The sequence below is a fragment of the Arthrobacter sp. 05L45_2 genome, from assembly GCF_056397525.1.
The window spans coordinates 1-18,321 of the sequence record NZ_JBFTNO010000039.1; the positions used below are offsets into that span (position 1 = coordinate 1).

The following is an 18,321-nucleotide window of genomic DNA, read 5'->3' on the forward strand; positions in this document are numbered from 1 at the left end:
CCTTCGACCCCTCCCTGGAGGGCCGGCCCGTCGTCGTCCTGTCCAACAACGACGGCTGCGCCGTCACCCGCTCCCCCGAAGCGAAGGCACTCGGCATCCCGCTGGGCGAACCGTGGTTTAAGCTCGCTCCGCGCRCCAAGGAGTGGGGGCTGGTGGCCAAGTCCAGCAACTATGAGCTCTACGGCGACATTAGCGCCCGGGTCATGGAACTCCTGGGGCGGTATTCGGCCTGGCTGGAGGTCTACAGCATCGATGAGGCATTCCTGGGAGTCACCGGCGGCCCCGCCGAGCTGCAACGCCTGGGGCACGCGATGAAGACTGCCGTCCGCCGCAACGTCGGCGTCCCGGTCTGCATCGGCATCGCCGGCACCAAGACGCTGGCCAAGCTGGCCAACAAGTGGGCCAAGCACAACCCGGCGTTCGACGGCGTCTGCCACTGGGAGGCCGTCCCGGCCGAGCGCCAGGCGCAGCTCATGGCGGACCTGTCCGTGATCGAGCTCTGGGGTGTGTCGACCCGCCTGACCAAACGCCTGAATGCGATGGGGATCCGGTCCGTCCTGGACCTGGCCCGGGCCGACCCCGTGACCATCAGGGACCGCTTCTCGGTGGTCCTCATGCGTACCGTCCTCGAGCTGCAGGGCACCCGGTGCATCCCGCTGGAGGAGGAGCGCGTCGGCCGCGACCAACTGATCTTCAGCCGATCGTTTGCCACCCCCGTAGGAAACCAGGCGGGAATGCGCCAGGTCCTGGGCCTCTACGCCCAGCAAGCCAGCGCCCGGCTCGCCAAGCACGGGTTGCAGGCAAAGCTGCTCACCGCTTTCGCCGCTACGTCCTACTACAACCCGCGGGACAGCTCCTATCCGTCGGTATGCGTCCCGCTCCCCATGCCCACGGCTGACCCGGTACTGCTGGCACGCGCGGCCTACGCCCTGCTCCCCCGGATCGGCGACGGCATCAAGTACGCGCGGGCCGGGATCATGGTCACCGACCTGCGCCCCACCGCCAACCAGGCCCCGCTGGCCCTGTTCGAGAACCCGCACGAGGAACGCGGCATCGGACCCCTGGTGGAGGAGATCAGCCGCAGATACGGCCGGGGATCCATCGGCCTGGGTCACGGAGGCATCCGCGGCGGCCCCGACTGGACCATGAAGCGTGACATGTTGTCACCGCGCTACACAACGCACTGGGATGAACTCCCCGTGGTCCGGGCGGCCTGACGGTGGGTGCCAGCACCCGGACCCCGGCCACCGGCCACGTCACACCGCGGCCCGGACCCGCTGGAGGAAGGAATCCAGGATTCGTCCGGCGTTCTGGTGCAGCCGGTCATCGGTCCCCGCACCCTGCGACCCCGGGTTGTGCAGCCAGCCGCCAAGGAACAGCAGGGCCGACAGCACCTCGGAGAGCTCCGAATCGGCCTCGGCGTGCTGCCGCAAGAGCCGCAGATGCGCGGCCTGGAGGGCCGGTCCCGGCGGGCAGGCGAGGTCTCGGTCGAAGAGACGGCGGCAGCGGTCGTAGGCGGAGAGACCCTCGGCGGGCAGGCCGGCGAGTTCGTAGGCCTCCACCAGCACCATCCAGGCCCGTTCGTTCAGGGGCTCGGACCGGATGGCCGCTTGTGCCCAGTTGATCGCCTCGTGGGGGCGCCTTAGCGCCGTTGCCGCCTCGGCAGCGGCGAGCATCGCGGCAACCCGTTCGGCATGCTGCCGCGCGCGGGCCTCGTCCGCCCAGTCAGCGACGAGCTCGAACCCCAGCAGTGGCTCGGCCGAGAGCGCCAGCGCCTCGACCAGCACCGGGTAGGCGTCTTCCGGGGCGGCCGTCGCCGCGGCATTGAGCAGGCAGCGGAAACGCATGAGGTCAAGGTCCACCAGGTGCGGATCCAGCAGATACCCGCTGTTGGCGGTCCGGAGCGGACCGGACTTGGTCTGCCCGGGCTGGATCGCCCGGCGGAGCCCGCTGATGTAGCTCTCCAGCGTCGCTACGGCCCCGTCGCTGGCGCTCGGTCCCCACAGGATCTCGATCAACTGCGTCTTTGAGACCGGGGTGCCGAGGTTCAGCAAGAGAATTTCGAGGATGTGGCGTGGTTTGCAGCCGCCGAGGTCCGCGGCTGTCAGCGCGACGCCGTCGCGCCGGATTTCCAGTGCTCCGAACAGCCGGACCGTTATGGCTGTATCTGCTCCCGGCAAGGTCTGCACGATGTTCTCCGATTCCCCAGGCAACGATTCAGAACGCGGCTCCACAAGTGTCGAGCTGAGGCCGAGAGAAACACCCCGGTGACCTTCAGTGCGGACTGAAACCCGACCAGCTTTCCGGCCTCTGCCAGCCACCGTGGCACGCGGACCAAGCGCCCAACAAGGCGGGGCAACTACCCGACTTTCGGGATGCCGAAAGTTGGGTACGGGCGGCAAACCAGTGAGTAAGCGCCCGCGAACACGGGCAGGTAATTTCTTTTTTGGCCCAAGTAGGGCCCGGCCCGAAGTGAGTCCCGGCCAGTACCCGGCCAACCTCACCTGCAACTTGCGCGATCACGCCAACCACGTAGTCCACGGCCTCCTGCAGCCCAGGATGGGAACACGCTGAACACCGCCTGCAGGGCAGCTGGAAACTCCGCGCCGCCCGGGCCAAACGGGAGCAGAATGGGAGCAGCCGGTCAACTTCTGCGGCCAGCAGATCCATGGTTTAGGGGTGCCCCATGAACACCAGAAATGTGCGCGCCACGCTAGTCCTGGCGGCGGTCCTGGTGGCCGCCCCGGGATGCTCGTCCGGGGGAAGCGGGGCATCACCGGCCGCCACGTCCGCGGGCGGCCCCTCGGCGACGGCCAGTATGCCCATGGGTTCGGGAAGTGCTCCGGGTACAGCCGCGCCGGGCAGTGCGACGGCAGGCCCGTCGGCCATCACGATCAAGGACTTTGCCTACGGCACCCCCCTGGTGGTCGCCGCAGGCACGCCGGTGACCATCACCAACATGGACAGCGCCGAACACACGGTGACCGCCGACGACGGCGCGGCGTTCGACGTCGACGTCAAGGGCAGCGGTGGTACAGCGAGCTTCACGGCGCCCTCCAAGCCGGGCACGTATACCTATCACTGCACCTTCCACCCCGGCATGCACGGAACGTTGACAGTCCAATGAGCGCTTCAGTCCGCGGCGGGGCGCCGGCCCGGAGGCGGGGACGCGGCGTTGGCCTGCGGTTACTGACAGCGGCGGCCCTCCTCGTCGACGCAGTGGTGCACATCCACTTGGCTCCCGGCTACCAGGCGGGGTCGCCGCAGGGCATTGGCCAGGGCACACTTTTCCTGCTCGAATCCGGTGCGGCGGTGCTGGCCGCACTGGCCGTCTTAGTGCGCGGCAGCCGGGCTGCCTACGCCTTCGCTTTCCTCGTGGCGCTCAGCGCGTTCGCCGCCGTCGTGGTTTACCGCTACGTCGATCTGCCGGCGTTCGGCCCGTTCCCGGCCATGTACGAGCCCGTCTGGTACTTCGAGAAGYCGCTGAGCGCCGTCGCCGAGGGTGCGGCGGCCGTGTTCGCCGGCCTCGGCGTCGCCCGGGCCGGCAGCGTGGCCCGCGCACAGGGCCCGCGGCCGGTGCCCTGACCGGCTGCAGGACCCAACCGGACGCCGCGTTGTTAGCATGGTGCCGAGGTGACCATGCCAAGCAGAATTTCCCGCCGCGCCGAGGCCGATGTGACCGTGGCCGCAGCCGCCTACCTTGCGTCGGCCGGCTGGCTCGCCGCGCTGGCCTCGCCCGCGGTTCCCGCCGGGATGCTGGCCGTGGCGGCAGGCGCGGCTGTGCTGGCGCGAATCGCCGGCATCGTCCTGCTGCGCGAACCCCGCGTGTGCACCCCGGCCGACCGTGTCACCCTGATCCGTGCAGTCCTCGTGGCCTGCTGTGCGGCGCAGGCTGTGCTGGACGTCGCCGGCGGCCACGCCCCGGGTTGGCTTCTTGTGGTGCTCGGCGCCTGCGCCTTCGCGCTGGACGCCGTCGACGGCCCCGTGGCACGGCGCACCAGGACGGCGTCGCCGGCGGGCGCGCGGCTGGACACCGAGACCGATGCGGCCCTGACCCTGGTGCTCTCCTGCGCCGCCGCGGYGGTCTTGGGCGGTTGGGCGCTGGTGACCGGGCTCCTCTACTACGGGTTTACCGCCGCTGGCGCCGTCCGGCCGGGCTTGAGAGGGGTCCTTCCGGTGTCACCCCTGCGGAAGGTGATCGGCGGGCTCCAGCCGCTAACCCTGCTGCTGGCGTTGACCCCCGGCGTGCCGCCCGGGCCCGGCACCTCGGCACTCCTGGTGGCTTTGGGGCTCTTGCTGTTCTCCTTCGGCCGTGACGCGGCCGCACTGGAGCGGATGCACCGTGCCCGTCCCGTTCCCGGCCGCCCCGTTAGCGCCCGCGGGGGCCGACGCTAGGCTTTGGTCCGGGCACGGCTGGGCTGCACGCGCGGCGGTTCACCGGGCATCTTCGGGAAGTCCGGCGGGAAGGGAAGCTCGCCGAGGCCCGCGGAGAGGTCACGCTCCCACCACCCCAGCAGGGTGTCGATGGTGCCGGGGTTCGTGTGCATGTCCGCCCAGGGATCCCCGACGGATTTGAGCCGGGCGGGGACGGTGGCCACGGTGAAGTCCTGCGGGTCGGCGCTGTCCAGTTCCTCCCACTCCAGCGGACAGGACACGGTGGCGGCCGGCAGTGCCCGGGGGCTGTACGCGCCGGCCATGGTCCGGTCGCGGTTGGCCTGGTTGAAGTCCACGAAGATCCGGCTCCCGCGTTCCTCCTTCCACCAGGCGGTGGTGACCTGCTCCGGCATCCGGCGCTCAAGTTCGCGGGCTGCGGCGATCACGGCGTGCCGGACCTCAAGGAACTCATGCGCCGGCTCAATCGGGGCAAAGACGTGCAGGCCCCGGTTGCCCGAGGTCTTGATAAAAGCGGTCAGCCCGGCCTCGGCCAGGACGGCTTTCAGCTCACGTGCGGCGGGGACGGCGTCCCGGAAGCTGGTACCCGGCTGCGGGTCAAGGTCGATCCGCAGCTGGTCCGGGTTATCCGGGTTCCCCGCCCGGGAGGCCCACGGATGAAAGACGACAGTGTTCATCTGCACCGCCCACACGGCGGCGGCAACCTCCTCGATCACCAGTTGCGGGTGGGACCGGCCGCTCGGGTAGACCACATCCACGGCGCCGACATAGTCGGGGGCGCCCTTAGGCGGGTTCTTTGAAAAGAACTGTTCGCCGTCGATGTCCCCGGAGAACCGCTGCAGCGTGATGGGGCGGCTGCCGTTGGCGGCCAGGAACGCCTCTCCCACGGCCATCATGTAGTGGGCGAGATCCAGCTTGGTCAGCCCGGCCCCGGGCCACAGCAGCCTGCTGGGACTGGAGATCCGGACGTCCCGGCTGCCGTGTGGTCCGTCGACGCTGACCGTGGTTTCTTCCCTTGCCATGAGGACAAGCTACCCCCGGGCACGGCACAACAAAAGACTGGCCGCCCGGGTCTTCAGAGCCAGGCCGACCGGCGCAGCGGTGGTTCGGTGCCTCCGGCGCGCCGCACCAGGACCTGGTTGACGCCGGTGGTCCCGGCCTCGAAACCCAGCGCGCTCGCAGCCATGTAGAGGCGCCAGACCCGGGCCCGTCCTAGGCTGCTGGTCCGCACCGCCTCGTCCCAATGGCTTTCCAGGTTCTGCACCCACGCCCGGAGGGTCAGCGCATAGTGCGGGCGCAGCGCCTCGACGTCGAGCACCTCGAAGCCGCCGCCCTCCAGGGCGCCCACCATCTCGGCCAGGCTGAGCATCTCCCCGTCCGGGAAAACGTAGCGCGGGATAAACGAATCCGGATCCTCAGCGTTGGGGCCTGCGTTCCAGGAGATGGCATGATTCAGCAGCCGGCCGCCCGGCCGCAGCAGCCCGTGCAGCCGGGAGACGTAGTGGCCCGTCTGTTCGCGGCCGACGTGCTCCGACATGCCGATGGAGCTGATCGCGTCGTAAGGGCCGTCGTCCACGTCGCGGTAGTCCTGGATCCGGATGTCGACCCGGTCGGTGAGGCCCGCCTCCGCGACCCGTTTCCGTGCCAGCTCGGCCTGTTCCGCGGAGAGGGTGACCCCGACGACGTCGGCCCCGTAGCGTTCGGCGGCGTGTATGGCGAAACTGCCCCAGCCGCAACCGACGTCGAGCACCCGCATGCCCGGGCCCAGCCCCAGTTTCCGGCAGACGAGGTCGAGTTTGGCTTCCTGGGCCGCGTCCAGGCCGGTGGCGGGGTCGTCCCACACGGCGCAGGAGTACACCAGCGACGGACCCAGGACAAGCGCGTAGAAGTCGTTGCCGACGTCGTAGTGGTGTGAAATGGCGGCAGCATCACGCTTCCGGGAGTGGCGCCGGCCCTTCCGTGCCACCCGGGCTTCTTCGGGGGGCGGGGCCGGGTTCGGTCCCAGCGCGCCGAGCCGCACCGCCGTGGCGGCCAGCGCTCCGAGTTCACGCAGGGTGGGGCGGCGGAAGGGCCCCGGCTGGGCGAACTTCCCTGCCGAGCTGAGCGCGGTGAAACTCGAGAAGATGTCCCCGGGCGCCTCGATGTCACCGGCGACGTACGCACGGCTGAGGCCCAGCTGGCCGGGTGCATACAGGATGCGCCGGAGCGCCCGCCGGGAGTGGAACACCAGCAGCGGGGCGCCGTCGGGTCCGGCCTCCGAGCCATCCCAGGCGCGCAGCCTGAGCGGGATATCCCTGGTTCCGAGCACGATGGCCAGTGCCCCGGCCAGCCGGCTCGCGGCCCCTCCTGGAGTCGACATGGTCCTTCCTCTCACCAGACGGCGTGTCCACCCCAATCTATTGGCCGGCCGCGCCGCGGAACAGGGGCCGGACGTCCCGTGTTCGCGTGCCCGGGGTCCCGGGTGCCCGCGCTGGTGCCGGGTCTCCGCCGTCGTTAGGCTGGCTCCTATGGCTGAGGCATTTACATCCCTGGTGGACACGTTCCGGAATGTGGGGGTCTCCCGCGCCTACGGGGCTCCCGTGCAACTTGGCGGCGAAGAACTGGTACCCGTGGCCCTGGTGTCGTTCGGCTTTGGCGGCGGCAGCGCGCCCGCCTCCGACGACGCCCCGGCCGGGGCAGGCGGGGGTGGCGGCGGCTTCGTACTCCCCCTCGGGGTCTACGCCGCCGGGCCCGGCGGAGGCGTGGGGTTCCGGCCCAACCCGGTGGCCCTGCTGCTCGCACTGGCGCCGGTGGTCTGCGCGGTGGGGCTCTCCGTCCGGGGGCTGGCACGGCGCGGGATCCTGCATGGCCGCCACTGAGGAGCAGCTGAGCATCGACGTCGACGGGTCCGCCGTGACGGGCATATACGCCCGGCCGGCCCGGGCCGTCGCGACGCTGGTGGTGGCGCACGGGGCAGGTGCCGGCATGGAGCACCCCTTCCTGCGCGGCTTCACCGCAGCCTTGAACGACGCCGGCATCGCCACGCTGCGCTTTAACTTCCCGTACCGCGAGGCGGGCCGGAAATTCCCCGACCGACCACCGGCAGCCGTTGCTGCCTGGCGGGCGGCGATGGACGCCGCCGCCGCCCGGTCCGAGGGCGAACCCCTGTGGGCCTGCGGCAAATCGTTCGGCGGCAGGATGGCCTCCATGGCAGTCGCCGAGGGCATGCCCGCCGCGGGACTCATCTACCTGGGCTATCCGCTGCATCCGCCGGGGAAACCGGAAAAGCTCCGCGATGAGCACCTCTACGGCATCACCGTCCCGATGCTGTTCCTCCAGGGCACCAGGGACACGTTCACTACCCCTGGACTGCTGGGGTCTGTAGTGGCGCGCATCGGTTCCGGCGCGGTCCTGCAGTGGGTGGAAGGCGGCGATCATTCGTTCGCCGTGGCCGGCAGAAAGCAGTCGGCGGAAGAAACCGGGGCCGGTCTGGCACCGGCGGCGGCGGGCTTCATCGCCCGGCACAACGCGGCAGCGGTTCCCAGAACGGCTCTTAGGCTGAAAGATGGTGTCCATGAGCAAACCACATGAAGCGTCGCGCCGCGTTGAATCCGACAGCCCCGAGGCCGTTACCACCGCCGTCCGTGAGGCCACCCGCGAACTGCGGGATGAGCTTCAACGCGACGGCATCGAGGTCAGCTTCCAGGACCTGGCCCTGCTGGGCCACTCCGAGTCCTGGGACGGGGAAGGCCAGCGCTGGGTCCACGTCGCGTGGGACGGCGCCGAGGCCGGGTAGCCCCTGACCCGTGACCGACTATGACCCGCGCCTGGTGCAGCTGTACGACGACGACAACCCGGACGGCCCCGACCACGACTACTTCCGGGCCCTCGCGGACCACCTCGAAGCACGCACCATCGTGGACCTGGGCTGCGGCACGGGGATCCTGACCGTCACGTTCGCCCAGGCCGGCCGCGCCGTGGTCGGCATCGACCCCTCCGCGAACATGCTCGCCTTTGCCCGCTCCCGGCCCGGTGCGGAGTCAGTGACGTGGCGGCTGGGCACTTCCGGCGCCATCGGCAAGGCTGAGGCGGACCTTGTGGTGATGAGCGGAAACGTCGCCCAGCACCTGACCGGCGCCGTCTGGCACGAGGCCCTGCGCGATATCTGCCGGGGGCTCCGCCCGGGAGGGGTGCTGGCCTTCGAGAGCCGCAATCCGGGCGCCCGCGCCTGGGAGGCCTGGACCCGGGAGGAGACTTTCCGTTCCCGTACCACCCCGCTGGGCCACCTGGCGGAATGGTACGAAGTCACCTCGGCCACGGACTCCGGCGAGGTGACGTTCAGCAGCCACACCCTCCTGACCGTCCCGGGCGCATCCGCCGCCGAGCGCATCACGGAGGAGTCCACCATCACGTTCCGCAGCCGGGACACCGTCCTGGCCGACCTCGCCGCCGCCGGGTTCGCCACGGCCGAGCCCTGGGGCGGGTGGCGGCGCCAGCCGCTGCAAGCAACCAGCCCGCTGATGGTGTTCGAGGCGAGACGGCCGTAGGTATCCGGCGGCGAGCCGCCTGATTAAGATGCTGGCATGGCCGCCAAACTTTTCGCCACCGGCATCATCGAACCCGAAAGCACCCCCTGGGGTGCCCGGCGGGCGAGGGTGATGGACCCGCAGGGTCAGGAGTGGAGTGTAGGGACGTACGAACCCGGGGTGGCCCGGACCTGACCGGCCCGGCGGCCGCCTCTCCGCCGGCACCTCACATCCGGCTTTTGACCTTCGCGGTGGCGGGGGCAGTCCAGGGATCCTCCGGCCACGGATGCTTGGGATAACGGCCGCGCATCTCCGCGCGGACCTGGGCGTACGGGCCGGACCAGAAGGAGGCCAGGTCATCGGTGACGGCGAGCGGCCGCCGCGCCGGAGAGAGCAGGTGGAACAGCACCGGAACTCTGCCCTCCACCAGCCGCGGGGTCCGGTCCCAGCCGAACACTTCCTGCAACTTAACCGCGACGACAGGCCTGCCGCCGTCGTCATCGGCTTCGGGGTAGTCGATCCGGATCCGCGAACCGCTGGGGACCTCCAGCGTCTCCGGCACCAGGTCAGCCAGCCGGGCGGCCTCCGGCCAGGGCAACAGCCGCCGCAGCGGGTCTGCCAGGCTGATGCTGCTGGTCGCCGCACCGCCGGCCAGGGCCTCAATCTCCGGTGCCAGCCAGTCGTCCAGCCGCGCCAGCAGCGCGGGTTCGGAGACATCTGGCCAGGGCGCCCCGAGTTCGCGGTGCAGCAGGGCCAGCCGCCGGCGCAACGCCTCAGCAGCCGCTGACCAGCCGATGGTCCGGAGTCCGGTGCGGGCCAGGGCCCGTGCCACGGCGGTGCGGCCTTCCGCTGCGGACGGCCGCACCGGCGTCGAGGAGAGCACGATGGCGCCGAGGCGCCGTTCCCGGCGTGCGGTGACCTTGCCGTCGCCGAAGGCGGCTTCCACGGCGTCGGTCAGGAGGTGCCGGGCGGCAGTCTCCGCGGCCTCGACCGTCAGCGGGGCAGCCGACCGGATGACGGCACCGGTGCCGGCGGCCCCGTGTCCGTCCGCACGCGAGACCTCGGCAATGGCCAGCCATTCGTGGCCGGCGAGGCGGCTCCCGCCAGGCAGGGCCGCCCGGGTACCGGAGGAGAGCAGATACCGCTCCCCCGGCCCGGCCACCTTTCGGGCCACCCGGTCCGGGAAGGCCAGGGCCACTACGAATCCGACGCTTTCCGGACCGACGCCGGACACGCCGGGCGCTGTCCCTGTGGCGGGCGCCGCCTGCCGCCCCAGGGTTTCCATCCGCCGCACATCATCTGCCCAGCGGGCCGAGCCCGCGGCTTTGCCGGACCGCAGGGTGGAGATCAGGCCGGGCAGGTCGGCCCCCGGCGCCCGTTCGGCGCCGGAAACGGCGGCGACGGTCTCGGCAGCGGTGCGGGAACCCACTCCGGTTGTGCCGTCGAGCAGCGCCCGGGCGAGCCGCGGGTCTGCCGGGACCCGCGCCAGAGTCTTGCCGAGCTCGGTAGCCTGTCCGTCGGGCCCGACGGCCCCGAGTTCGGTGAGCACCTCGACTGCTTCGTCCATCGCGGCCGCGGGCGGGGCATCCGGGAGCGCCAGCCCGCGTCCGCCGGGCGATCCCCAGCAGGCCAGGACCAGGGCTGCGCCGGTGAGGTCGGTAACGGCGATTTCGGGGGTCTGGTGGGCCGCAGCCGCGCCGTAACTCTTCTGGTCGTAGCAGCGCACCACCCGGCCCGGCCCCAGCCGGGCCGCCCTGCCGGCGCGCTGGTCGGCCGAGGCGCGCGAGCAGGACACGGTTACCAGCCCGGTCATACCTCGTCCGGCGTCCCGCCGTGGTTCGCGGGCCAGCCCCGAGTCCACCACCAGGCGCACGCCAGGCACGGTCAGCGAGGATTCGGCGAGGGCGGTGGAGACGATGATGCGGGCAGGTTCGCCGGGGCGGCGGCCCGAAACGGCCCGGTCCTGCATGGCAGCACCCACCTGCCCGTGGAGTTCCAGCACTTCCGCCGCGGACCGGCCACGTAGTCTGGCCGCGACGTGGGAGACCTCACGGGCGCCCGGAACGAACACCAGGGCATCGATGTCCTCCCCTCCGGCCTGAGCGGCGGCGTGGGCGTCGGCCGCCGTGTCCGCGACGTGGTCCAGGAAGGCCCGCGTCACACCGCGGGGGTCCAGGCGGGGACCCGGCGGCGGTGCCCACCGGACCTCGAGGGGGTACAACGAGGACGGACACCCGACCACCGGGGCTGCGCTGCCGGCGTCGTCGGCCAGCAGCGCTGCAAACCGCGGAGCGTCCAGCGTCGCGGACATGGCGACCACCGTGAGGTCTCCGCGCAACTGGCGCACCTCGGCGAGCATCCCGAGGAGCAGGTCCGTCTCCAGCCCCCGCTCGTGGACCTCGTCGAGCACCACCGCGCCCGTGCCTTCGAGCCCCGGGTCGGCCAGCAGGCGGCGCAACAGAATCCCGGGCGTCACAAATTCAACCCACGTCTGCGGTCCGGCCTGCCGCTCACCGCGGACCGTGTAGCCAACGCGCCCGCCCAGCGGGCCGCCGTCGAGCGCCGCCAGCCGCCGCGCCGCGGACCGCGCAGCGACCCGGCGGGGCTGCGTGACCACCACGCGCGGGACGATTCCAGTGCCGGTTCCCGTGCCACGCTGCTGGGCCAGGTTGGCGAGCAGCGGCGGCACGAGCGTGGTTTTGCCCGTGCCAGGTGGCGCCTCAACGACGGCGGCCTTGCCCGCGGCGTGGTCCCCCAGCGCGGCCGCCAGCTGGCCGAGGGAGCCGCCGAAAGCCAGGCCGGACCCGATCGCGTCCAGGTCGAAGGGCCGTTGCGCCGGGATACGGCCGGTAGGTGYGGGAGTCACGCCTCCATTGTCCCCTGCCCCGACCGCCCGCACCCCCGGACCGCACCGCCGAGGCCACGGCAGCACGGAAACTACGGAAGACTGGAAGTTCCCAATCATGAAGGTGGAAACGCAATGATCAATCTCCAGCAGAATGCCGAGGGGTTCATCCGGATGAACCGGCACTTCCCGGCCAGCAGCCCCGTCACCATCACCTTCGCCGACGGGTCCTCCGAGGAATTCACCGGACGCCAGCTGAACGCGGCCTATGACCAGGCGCTCGCGGAGTTCCGGGCGCAAAACCACCTGGACGCCAAGGGTTTCTCCCGGGCGCCGAAGAAGCGGGTCGACTCCGGCAACAAGATCGAGTTCGTCCGCGTCCGCCCCGGCCTGGCGGAGCAGTAACGGCTGCGGAGCAGTAACGCCCGGTTCAGCAGACGTCCGGCCCCGGCCGTAGCTCCAGTCAGGTCCAGGGGTGTCCTGCCGGTACATGCATCAGCAGTGACTCCCACGCTGCGTTGCAATGCGGTTGGCTTGAAGCATGGGCATCCACGCGACCAACTTTTGCCGCCACCGGGCACCGACCTGAAATTGGCCCAGCCTGGAAAAGTGGTCGCTCCCGGCGGAACAAACCGGCTCCGCGGGGTGTTGGCCACTACTGTGGCGGCGGACGATCCGCGACCCGGCCGCCCGGCGGCGGCCGCAGGGGCACCCGAGGTGCCCGTCCGCCACGACCATCCCTCTCCCCCACGACCCCAACTCTCAACGACTCATACTGGAGAAAAATGCTTACCGTAAACTCTTACGCTGCCCCGTCCGCCACTGAGGACCTCGTCCCCACCAAGATCCAGCGCCGGGACGTCGGCCCGAACGATGTCCTGATCGAGATCAAGTTCGCGGGCATCTGCCACTCAGACATCCACACGGTGCGCGGCGACTGGGGACCGCAGTCCTACCCGCTCGCCCCCGGCCACGAGATCGCCGGCATTGTGACCGAAGTCGGCTCCGCAGTCACCAAGCACGCCGTGGGCGACCGCGTCGGCGTCGGCTGCATGGTGAACTCCTGCGGCGAGTGCGTCAACTGCCAGGCCGGCGAGGAGCAGTACTGCCTCAAGGGCAACACCGGCACCTATGGCGCCGTGGACCGCGACGGCACCATCACCCAGGGCGGTTACTCCACCCACGTCGTCGTAACCGAAGACTTCGTCGTCAGGATCCCGGAGGGCATCGAGCTCGACGTCGCAGCGCCCCTGCTGTGCGCCGGCATCACCACCTACTCGCCGCTGCGCCACTGGAACGCCGGCCCCGGCAAGAAGGTCGCGGTTGTCGGCCTGGGCGGCCTCGGACACATGGCCGTCAAGATCGCCCACGCCATGGGCGCCGAGGTCACCGTGCTCTCGCAGTCCCTGAAGAAGCAGGAAGACGGCCTGAAGCTGGGCGCGGACCACTACTACGCCACCAGCGACGAGAACACCTTCAGCGAGCTCGCCGGCAGCTTCGACCTCATCATCAACACGGTCAGCGCCTCGATCGACATCAGCTCCTACCTCCAGCTGCTGAGTCTGGACGGCACCCTGGTCAACGTGGGCGCCCCGGCCGAGCCGCTGCCGGTCAACGCGTTCGCCCTGATCGGCGGCCGGCGTTCCTTCGCCGGCTCAMTGATCGGCGGCATCSSCSARACCCAGGARRTRCTGGACTTCTGCGCCGAGCACCACCTCGGCGCCGAGATCGAGGTCATCCCGGCCGAGAAGATTAACGAGGCCTACGAGCGCGTCCTTGCCTCGGACGTGCGCTACCGCTTCGTCATTGACACCGCGACCCTCGTCTAGCCGGTACTCCCAGCGTGGACTGAGATCGCACCTAAGGCCCGGTGCCGCGGATTCGCCGCGGCACCGGGCTTTTGTGTGCCCGGCGCCCCCGCCGGGAACCCCACATGGCCAGCAACCGTTAACCCCTTCACTGGCTTTCCCGACGCCTGAATATCACCGTCCGGAAACGCTGCCGCAACACAACGGGAGCACGCTGGAAGGGACGCCCCGTGGCGTCGTCGTTGCAAGAGAGAGCAGGGCCGCCGTGAATCCCTTGATCATCCTGACCGCAGCCACCGGACCCAGCGACGGCGGGCGCCCCGGGACGGCCATCCGCCCGATCCGCGCCTCCGACCTCCCGGAGCTGGCCGAAATGTACAAAGACTCCTACGCGGACAGCCTGCCGCAGCCGGCGGACCGGGCGGTCGGCTGGATCGATGCGCTGCTCGGCGGGGCGCAGGGCCGTCACGTTGCGGAGGCCTCCGCCGTCAAAGCCGGACCCGACGGCCAGCTCGCGGCCGCCATTATCGTGACAGAGCCCGCGCCCGGGACGGCAGGCGACTGGGACACCGTCATCGCCGAGCTCTTCACCCACCCGGACCACCGCCGCCAGGGCCTTGCCGAGGAACTGCTGGGCCATTGCCTGTACACGCTCCACAGCCTGGGCCGGGAGCGGGTCGCGGTCACGGTGGACAGCGGCAACTCGGCGGCGCTGGCCCTTTATCTCTCCCGGGACTTCCGCCGGACGGCCGACGACGACGGTTAGGTCCGGCGCCCCCTGCCCGCCTGCCGACGCCGGTGCTAGCTTGGCCGGATGGACGTCCTAGACTGGCTGCTCGATTCCGACCCCGCCCTCCGCTGGCAGGTCCAGCGCGACCTGGCCGCCGCCCCGGAGGAGGTCTACTCCGCCGAGCGCGCCCGGATCCACGCTGAGGGCTGGGGTGCCCGCCTGCTCGCCCTGCAGGGCGCGGACGGGCAATGGGACGGCGGCACGTACTTTCCGGACCCGTACGACAATTCCGAACCAGGCCAGCCCTGGACCGCCACCACGTACAGTCTTTTGCTGCTTCGGGACTTCGGGCTCGACCCTTCGAGCGGGCCTGCCCGTGCCGCCGTCGGCCGCGTCCACAGGCTCAGCCGCTGGGAGGAAGCCGGGCAGCCCTTCTTCGATGGCGAAGTGGAGCCTTGCATCAACGGCATGGCGGTAGCTTTGGGGTCCTACTTCGGCCACGACGTCGACGGCATCGTGGCCCGGCTCCTCGATGAGCAGCTCGACGACGGGGGCTGGAACTGTGAGGCGGAACGGGGCTCCGTCCGTTCCTCGTTCGACACCACCATCAACGTCCTGGAGGGGTTGCTCGAGTACACCAAGGCCGGCGGAGGTGCCCCCGGGGTGGCGGCGGCCCGGCAGCGCGGGGAGGAGTACCTGCTCGAACGCGGCCTGCTGCGCCGCAAAAGCACCGGCGCGCTGATCAATCCGGCATGGCTGCAGTTCTCCTACCCGACCCGCTGGCGCTACGACGCCTTGCGCGGCCTGGATTACTTCCGGGCCGCGGGCCGGGTCCCGGACAGCCGGATGGCGGAAGCCCTCGACGCGGTCCGGTCGAAACGGCAACCCGACGGCACCTGGCCCCTGGAGAACACCCATCCGGGACGAACCCACTTCCCCCTGGACGCGGGCGACGGCCGTGCGAGCCGCTGGAACACGCTGCGGGCGCTGCGGGTGCTGGGCTGGGCCGGACTGTCCTAGGCATTTTCACTCGTCCGGTATTTGTAACTTCGATGGAAATATGGCTAGATTTGGAGGACTGTTTCGACGTTCTTGGGGGGACATATGAACAAGGCGCAACGCCGCGCGCACATGGAGCCGCCGTGTCCGGACTGCGGTGCGAGGGTGGTGCCGACATGGAGGGACGACCGCGTGTCCACCGCCGGCCAGCCCGACTGGCAGGTTGATGCCCGGCAGTGCAGCAGCCAGGCCTGCGGGAAGTATGACCCCCGGAACTGGTGACAGCCGGGCTTGGGGCTACCTGCCGCCGATGATCTCCTCGGCGTTCTCCTGCACCCAGCCAAAGAGGGGCATCAGGTGGCCGGTGAGTTCCCGGCCCCGTGGCGTCAGGCTGTAGTCCACCCGCGGCGGAATGGTCGGCCGGGCTTCGCGGTGCACCAGTCCGTCGCGTTCCAGGGTTTTGAGCGTCTGGGCCAGCATCTTTTCACTGACGCCCTCGGCCCTGCGGCGCAGCTCGCTCCAGCGCTGCTGGCCGTCCGCGAGTGCCACCAGGATCAGGACGCCCCACTTGCTGGTCACGTGGTCCAGGAGGGTCCGGCTGGGACAGTTGGCGGGAAAGACCGCCCCGCCGGCGGCCGCAGGGGCCTGCGGGGAGTCAAAACTTACCGTCACGTTGGTGCCTTACTTTAAAGTGCGTACTCTCTGTTGGGAAGTTTAGCGCAGGCAGGGTGGTTGTGCATTCCGGAAGATCAACCACGTGAAAGGACCTCCCCATGAGCATCGTCGTTACCGGCGCCACCGGACAGCTGGGCCGCCTCGTCATCGAATCCCTGCTGGAGCGCGGCGTCCCCGCCGGACAGATTGTCGCCGCCGGCCGCGCTACCGAGCGGCTGGCCGACCTCGCCGGCCGCGGCGTCCAGGTCAAAACCATGGACTACGACGACGCCGCCACGGTCGCCGAGGCACTGAAGGGCGCCACGAAGGTGCTGCTGATTTCCGGCAGCGCCGTCGGCCAGCGCGTGGAGCAGCACCGCGCCGTGATCGACGCCGCGGCAGCCGAGGGCGTCGAACTCCTTGCCTACACCAGCATCGCCAACGCCGACACCACGGGCATGAAGCTGGCCGCCGARCACCAGGCSACSGAGGAACTGCTGGCAGCCTCCGGACTCCCCCACGTCCTCCTGCGCAACGGCTGGTACCTGGAGAACTACACCGAGCAGCTTCAGGGCACCCTCGCACAGGGCGCCTTCGCCGGCAGCGCCGGGGAGGGCACGGTCAGCGCCGCGGCCCGCGCGGACTATGCCGAGGCGGCCGCCGCCGCGCTCCTGGCAGACGGCCAGGCCGGAAAGGTCTACGAACTCGGCGGCGACTCGGCCTTCTCCATGGCCGAACTGGCCGCCGAGATCGCAGCGGCGAGCGGGCAGCCCGTCACGTACAACAACCTGCCCGCGGACGACTACGCTGCCCTGCTTGCCGGATTCGGCGTGCCGTCGGACTTCGCCGGAATCCTCGCGGATTCGGACCTGGGCATTGCCCGCGGTGATCTCCACGTCAGCAGCACCGCCCTGAGCCAGCTGATCGGCCGGCCAACCACCGCCATGCCTGCCGCCGTCGGCGCGGCCGTCTCGGCCCTGTAGGCCTCCGGGAGGGGTGCCGGCCCGGCACCCCTCCGTCGCCGGCTCGGCTTGCCATCGCGCCGTCAGCCGTCGACGATGGTCCGGAGCGGGCCGCGGAAGGGAGGCGCCATGAGCGTTCAAAGCGCAGGGCTGCTGCTGTACCGCCGTGCTCCCGGCTCCCCGCTGGAAGTCTGGATCGCCCATATGGGCGGACCCTTCTGGGCCCGCAAGGACGCCGCTGCCTGGTCCATTCCGAAGGGCATCTTCACTGCGGACGAAGACGCACTGGCGGCCGCCCGGCGGGAGTTCACCGAGGAAATCGGCACGCCGCCGCCCGACGCGGAGTATTTCCCGCTGGGCAGCTTCCGTCAGGCCTCCGGAAAAGTCGTTACGGTCTTCGCGGCAGAGACCGATTTCCACCCGGCGCGAATTGCCAGTAACACCTTCCCGCTGGAGTGGCCCAAGGGATCAGGGAACGTGCGCAGCTTCCCGGAAATCGACGACGCCGCCTGGTTCAGCGTGCCAGAGGCGAGGATCAAGCTGGTCCGGGGACAACAGCCGCTTCTGGATGCACTCCTGCGGCACTTGGAGATCACGGGATCCCCGCCTTTGTGACAGCGTTCCATTGAAGTGTCACAAGGCGCCCAAGTAGTGTGACAGACATTGTCAGCTCACATGACCGACCCCGGGAGCACCCATGCAACATGTTGGACGCCGATTGTCCGCCCTCACAACCGCACTGGCACTGGGGGTGGCCGGCGGCGCCGTCGCCGGTCCCGCGTCGGCGTCGCCCCGCGAAACCGGGAAGACCGCCACGGCCACGGGGTACGGTGGCGCCGTGAGCACCGTGGATCCCGAGGCATCGGCCGCGGCCATCGAGGTGCTCCGCAAGGGCGGCAACGCCGCAGACGCCGCCGTGGCCGCGGCGGCCACCCTTGGGGTGACCGAGCCCTACAGCGCCGGGATCGGCGGGGGCGGCTACTTCGTCTACTACGACGCGAAAACCGGCAAGGTCGGCACCGTTGACGGACGTGAAACGGCACCGGCCGCAATGCCCCACGACGCCTTCATCTACCCCGCCACAGGCCAGCCCTACCGGTTCACCCCGGAACTGGTCACCAGCGGCGTCGCCGTCGGAGTGCCCGGGACGCCCGCCACCTGGGAACGGGTCCTCGGCCGCTGGGGAAGCCTCAGCCTGGGTGATGCGCTGCGCCCAGCGATCAAGGTAGCCACCCGCGGATTCGTCGTCGACAAGACCTTCCGGCAGCAGACCCTCGACAACAAGGCCCGCTTCGCCGCTTTCCCCGCGACCCGCGCCCTTTTCCTCCCCGGCGGGGACGCTCCCGCCGTCGGCAGCGTGTTCCAGAACCATGACCTTGCCGCCACATACCGGCTGCTCGCAAAGCAGGGAACGCCCGGATTCTAC

General features: G+C 70.3%; 22 protein-coding genes. 17 read left to right on the forward strand and 5 right to left on the reverse strand.

Annotation, left to right across the window (positions count from 1 at the left end):
- Window positions 1-1,217, forward strand: a 1,217-nt coding sequence (locus tag AC1DHD_RS05125) for a Y-family DNA polymerase (RefSeq protein ID WP_476878668.1), incomplete at its 5' end; no start/stop codon positions are given.
- Window positions 1,218-1,256: 39 nt separating this feature from the next.
- On the opposite strand, the gene AC1DHD_RS05130 is transcribed toward AC1DHD_RS05125, so the two are convergent.
- A complete protein-coding gene (locus AC1DHD_RS05130) occupies window positions 1,257-2,189 on the reverse strand; it encodes an AfsR/SARP family transcriptional regulator (RefSeq protein WP_476878669.1) in 933 nt (310 codons plus the stop codon).
- 497 nt (window positions 2,190-2,686) lie between these two features.
- Here AC1DHD_RS05130 and AC1DHD_RS05135 point away from each other — a divergent pair, with 497 nt between their 5' ends.
- From AC1DHD_RS05135 to AC1DHD_RS05145, 3 genes are read left to right on the forward strand one after another with little or no spacing between them, the layout of a single operon-like run.
- The gene (locus tag AC1DHD_RS05135) at window positions 2,687-3,127 is read left to right on the forward strand and encodes a cupredoxin domain-containing protein (RefSeq protein WP_476878670.1); all 441 of its coding nucleotides are present in this window, start codon (window positions 2,687-2,689) and stop codon (window positions 3,125-3,127) included.
- On the forward strand, window positions 3,124-3,585 hold the full coding sequence (locus AC1DHD_RS05140; RefSeq protein WP_476878671.1) for a hypothetical protein: 462 nt from the start codon (window positions 3,124-3,126) through the stop codon (window positions 3,583-3,585). The genes AC1DHD_RS05135 and AC1DHD_RS05140 overlap by 4 nt, the downstream gene beginning before the upstream one ends.
- A 54-nt stretch (window positions 3,586-3,639) precedes the next feature.
- Entirely contained in the window at window positions 3,640-4,395 is a 756-nt protein-coding gene (locus AC1DHD_RS05145; RefSeq protein ID WP_476878672.1) for a CDP-alcohol phosphatidyltransferase family protein, read from the forward strand.
- On the opposite strand, the gene ligD is transcribed toward AC1DHD_RS05145, so the two are convergent.
- Entirely contained in the window at window positions 4,392-5,414 is a 1,023-nt protein-coding gene (gene ligD, locus AC1DHD_RS05150; RefSeq protein ID WP_476878673.1) for a non-homologous end-joining DNA ligase, read from the reverse strand. The genes AC1DHD_RS05145 and ligD overlap by 4 nt on opposite strands.
- Before the next feature lie 53 nt (window positions 5,415-5,467).
- Window positions 5,468-6,751: a class I SAM-dependent methyltransferase gene (locus AC1DHD_RS05155; protein WP_476878674.1), complete on the reverse strand. Its 1,284-nt coding sequence runs from the start codon at window positions 6,749-6,751 to the stop codon at window positions 5,468-5,470.
- Between the two features lie 148 nt (window positions 6,752-6,899).
- On the opposite strand from AC1DHD_RS05155, the gene AC1DHD_RS05160 reads away from it, so the two are divergent.
- Genes AC1DHD_RS05160 through AC1DHD_RS05180 form a run of 5 tightly spaced genes read left to right on the forward strand, consistent with a single transcriptional unit; the run spans window position 6,900 to window position 9,092 of the window.
- A complete protein-coding gene (locus AC1DHD_RS05160) occupies window positions 6,900-7,250 on the forward strand; it encodes a hypothetical protein (protein WP_476878675.1) in 351 nt (116 codons plus the stop codon).
- On the forward strand, window positions 7,237-7,962 hold the full coding sequence (locus AC1DHD_RS05165; protein WP_476878676.1) for an alpha/beta hydrolase family protein: 726 nt from the start codon (window positions 7,237-7,239) through the stop codon (window positions 7,960-7,962). The genes AC1DHD_RS05160 and AC1DHD_RS05165 overlap by 14 nt, the downstream gene beginning before the upstream one ends.
- Window positions 7,946-8,167: a hypothetical protein gene (locus AC1DHD_RS05170; protein ID WP_476878677.1), complete on the forward strand. Its 222-nt coding sequence runs from the start codon at window positions 7,946-7,948 to the stop codon at window positions 8,165-8,167. The genes AC1DHD_RS05165 and AC1DHD_RS05170 overlap by 17 nt, the downstream gene beginning before the upstream one ends.
- Before the next feature lie 10 nt (window positions 8,168-8,177).
- Window positions 8,178-8,918, forward strand: coding sequence for a class I SAM-dependent methyltransferase (locus AC1DHD_RS05175; RefSeq protein ID WP_476878678.1), 741 nt, complete (start codon window positions 8,178-8,180; stop codon window positions 8,916-8,918).
- 36 nt (window positions 8,919-8,954) lie between these two features.
- A complete protein-coding gene (locus AC1DHD_RS05180) occupies window positions 8,955-9,092 on the forward strand; it encodes a hypothetical protein (protein WP_476878679.1) in 138 nt (45 codons plus the stop codon).
- A gap of 31 nt (window positions 9,093-9,123) precedes the next feature.
- Here AC1DHD_RS05180 and hrpB read toward each other — a convergent pair whose 3' ends face one another.
- Window positions 9,124-11,763 carry an ATP-dependent helicase HrpB gene (gene hrpB, locus AC1DHD_RS05185; protein WP_476878680.1) on the reverse strand — a complete coding sequence of 880 codons (2,640 nt, stop codon included), beginning with the start codon at window positions 11,761-11,763 and terminating at the stop codon, window positions 9,124-9,126.
- Between the two features lie 114 nt (window positions 11,764-11,877).
- On the opposite strand from hrpB, the gene AC1DHD_RS05190 reads away from it, so the two are divergent.
- The 5 genes from AC1DHD_RS05190 (at window position 11,878) to AC1DHD_RS05210 (ending at window position 15,561) form a co-directional block, all read left to right on the forward strand.
- Window positions 11,878-12,147: a hypothetical protein gene (locus AC1DHD_RS05190; RefSeq protein ID WP_476878681.1), complete on the forward strand. Its 270-nt coding sequence runs from the start codon at window positions 11,878-11,880 to the stop codon at window positions 12,145-12,147.
- A gap of 380 nt (window positions 12,148-12,527) precedes the next feature.
- The gene (locus AC1DHD_RS05195) at window positions 12,528-13,571 is read left to right on the forward strand and encodes an NAD(P)-dependent alcohol dehydrogenase (protein ID WP_476878682.1); all 1,044 of its coding nucleotides are present in this window, start codon (window positions 12,528-12,530) and stop codon (window positions 13,569-13,571) included.
- Window positions 13,572-13,815: 244 nt separating this feature from the next.
- The gene (locus tag AC1DHD_RS05200; RefSeq protein WP_476878683.1) at window positions 13,816-14,316 is read left to right on the forward strand and encodes an N-acetyltransferase family protein; all 501 of its coding nucleotides are present in this window, start codon (window positions 13,816-13,818) and stop codon (window positions 14,314-14,316) included.
- 48 nt (window positions 14,317-14,364) lie between these two features.
- Window positions 14,365-15,300, forward strand: coding sequence for a hypothetical protein (locus AC1DHD_RS05205; RefSeq protein WP_476878684.1), 936 nt, complete (start codon window positions 14,365-14,367; stop codon window positions 15,298-15,300).
- A 111-nt stretch (window positions 15,301-15,411) separates the two neighbouring features.
- Window positions 15,412-15,561 carry a DUF7340 domain-containing protein gene (locus AC1DHD_RS05210; protein WP_476878689.1) on the forward strand — a complete coding sequence of 50 codons (150 nt, stop codon included), beginning with the start codon at window positions 15,412-15,414 and terminating at the stop codon, window positions 15,559-15,561.
- Window positions 15,562-15,576: 15 nt separating this feature from the next.
- Here AC1DHD_RS05210 and AC1DHD_RS05215 read toward each other — a convergent pair whose 3' ends face one another.
- Window positions 15,577-15,951 (reverse strand): winged helix-turn-helix transcriptional regulator, encoded by a 375-nt coding sequence (locus AC1DHD_RS05215; protein WP_476878685.1) that lies wholly within the window; start codon window positions 15,949-15,951, stop codon window positions 15,577-15,579.
- Between the two features lie 101 nt (window positions 15,952-16,052).
- Between AC1DHD_RS05215 and AC1DHD_RS05220 the strand changes: the two genes are divergently transcribed.
- The 3 genes from AC1DHD_RS05220 to AC1DHD_RS05230 form a co-directional block, all read left to right on the forward strand.
- The gene (locus AC1DHD_RS05220; protein WP_476878686.1) at window positions 16,053-16,916 is read left to right on the forward strand and encodes an NAD(P)H-binding protein; all 864 of its coding nucleotides are present in this window, start codon (window positions 16,053-16,055) and stop codon (window positions 16,914-16,916) included.
- A 108-nt stretch (window positions 16,917-17,024) separates the two neighbouring features.
- Window positions 17,025-17,510, forward strand: a complete 486-nt coding sequence (locus AC1DHD_RS05225) for an NUDIX hydrolase (RefSeq protein ID WP_476878687.1) — start codon at window positions 17,025-17,027, stop codon at window positions 17,508-17,510.
- Between the two features lie 82 nt (window positions 17,511-17,592).
- Window positions 17,593-18,321 (forward strand): gamma-glutamyltransferase (locus AC1DHD_RS05230; RefSeq protein ID WP_476878688.1); only part of this gene is annotated, 729 nt, incomplete at its 3' end.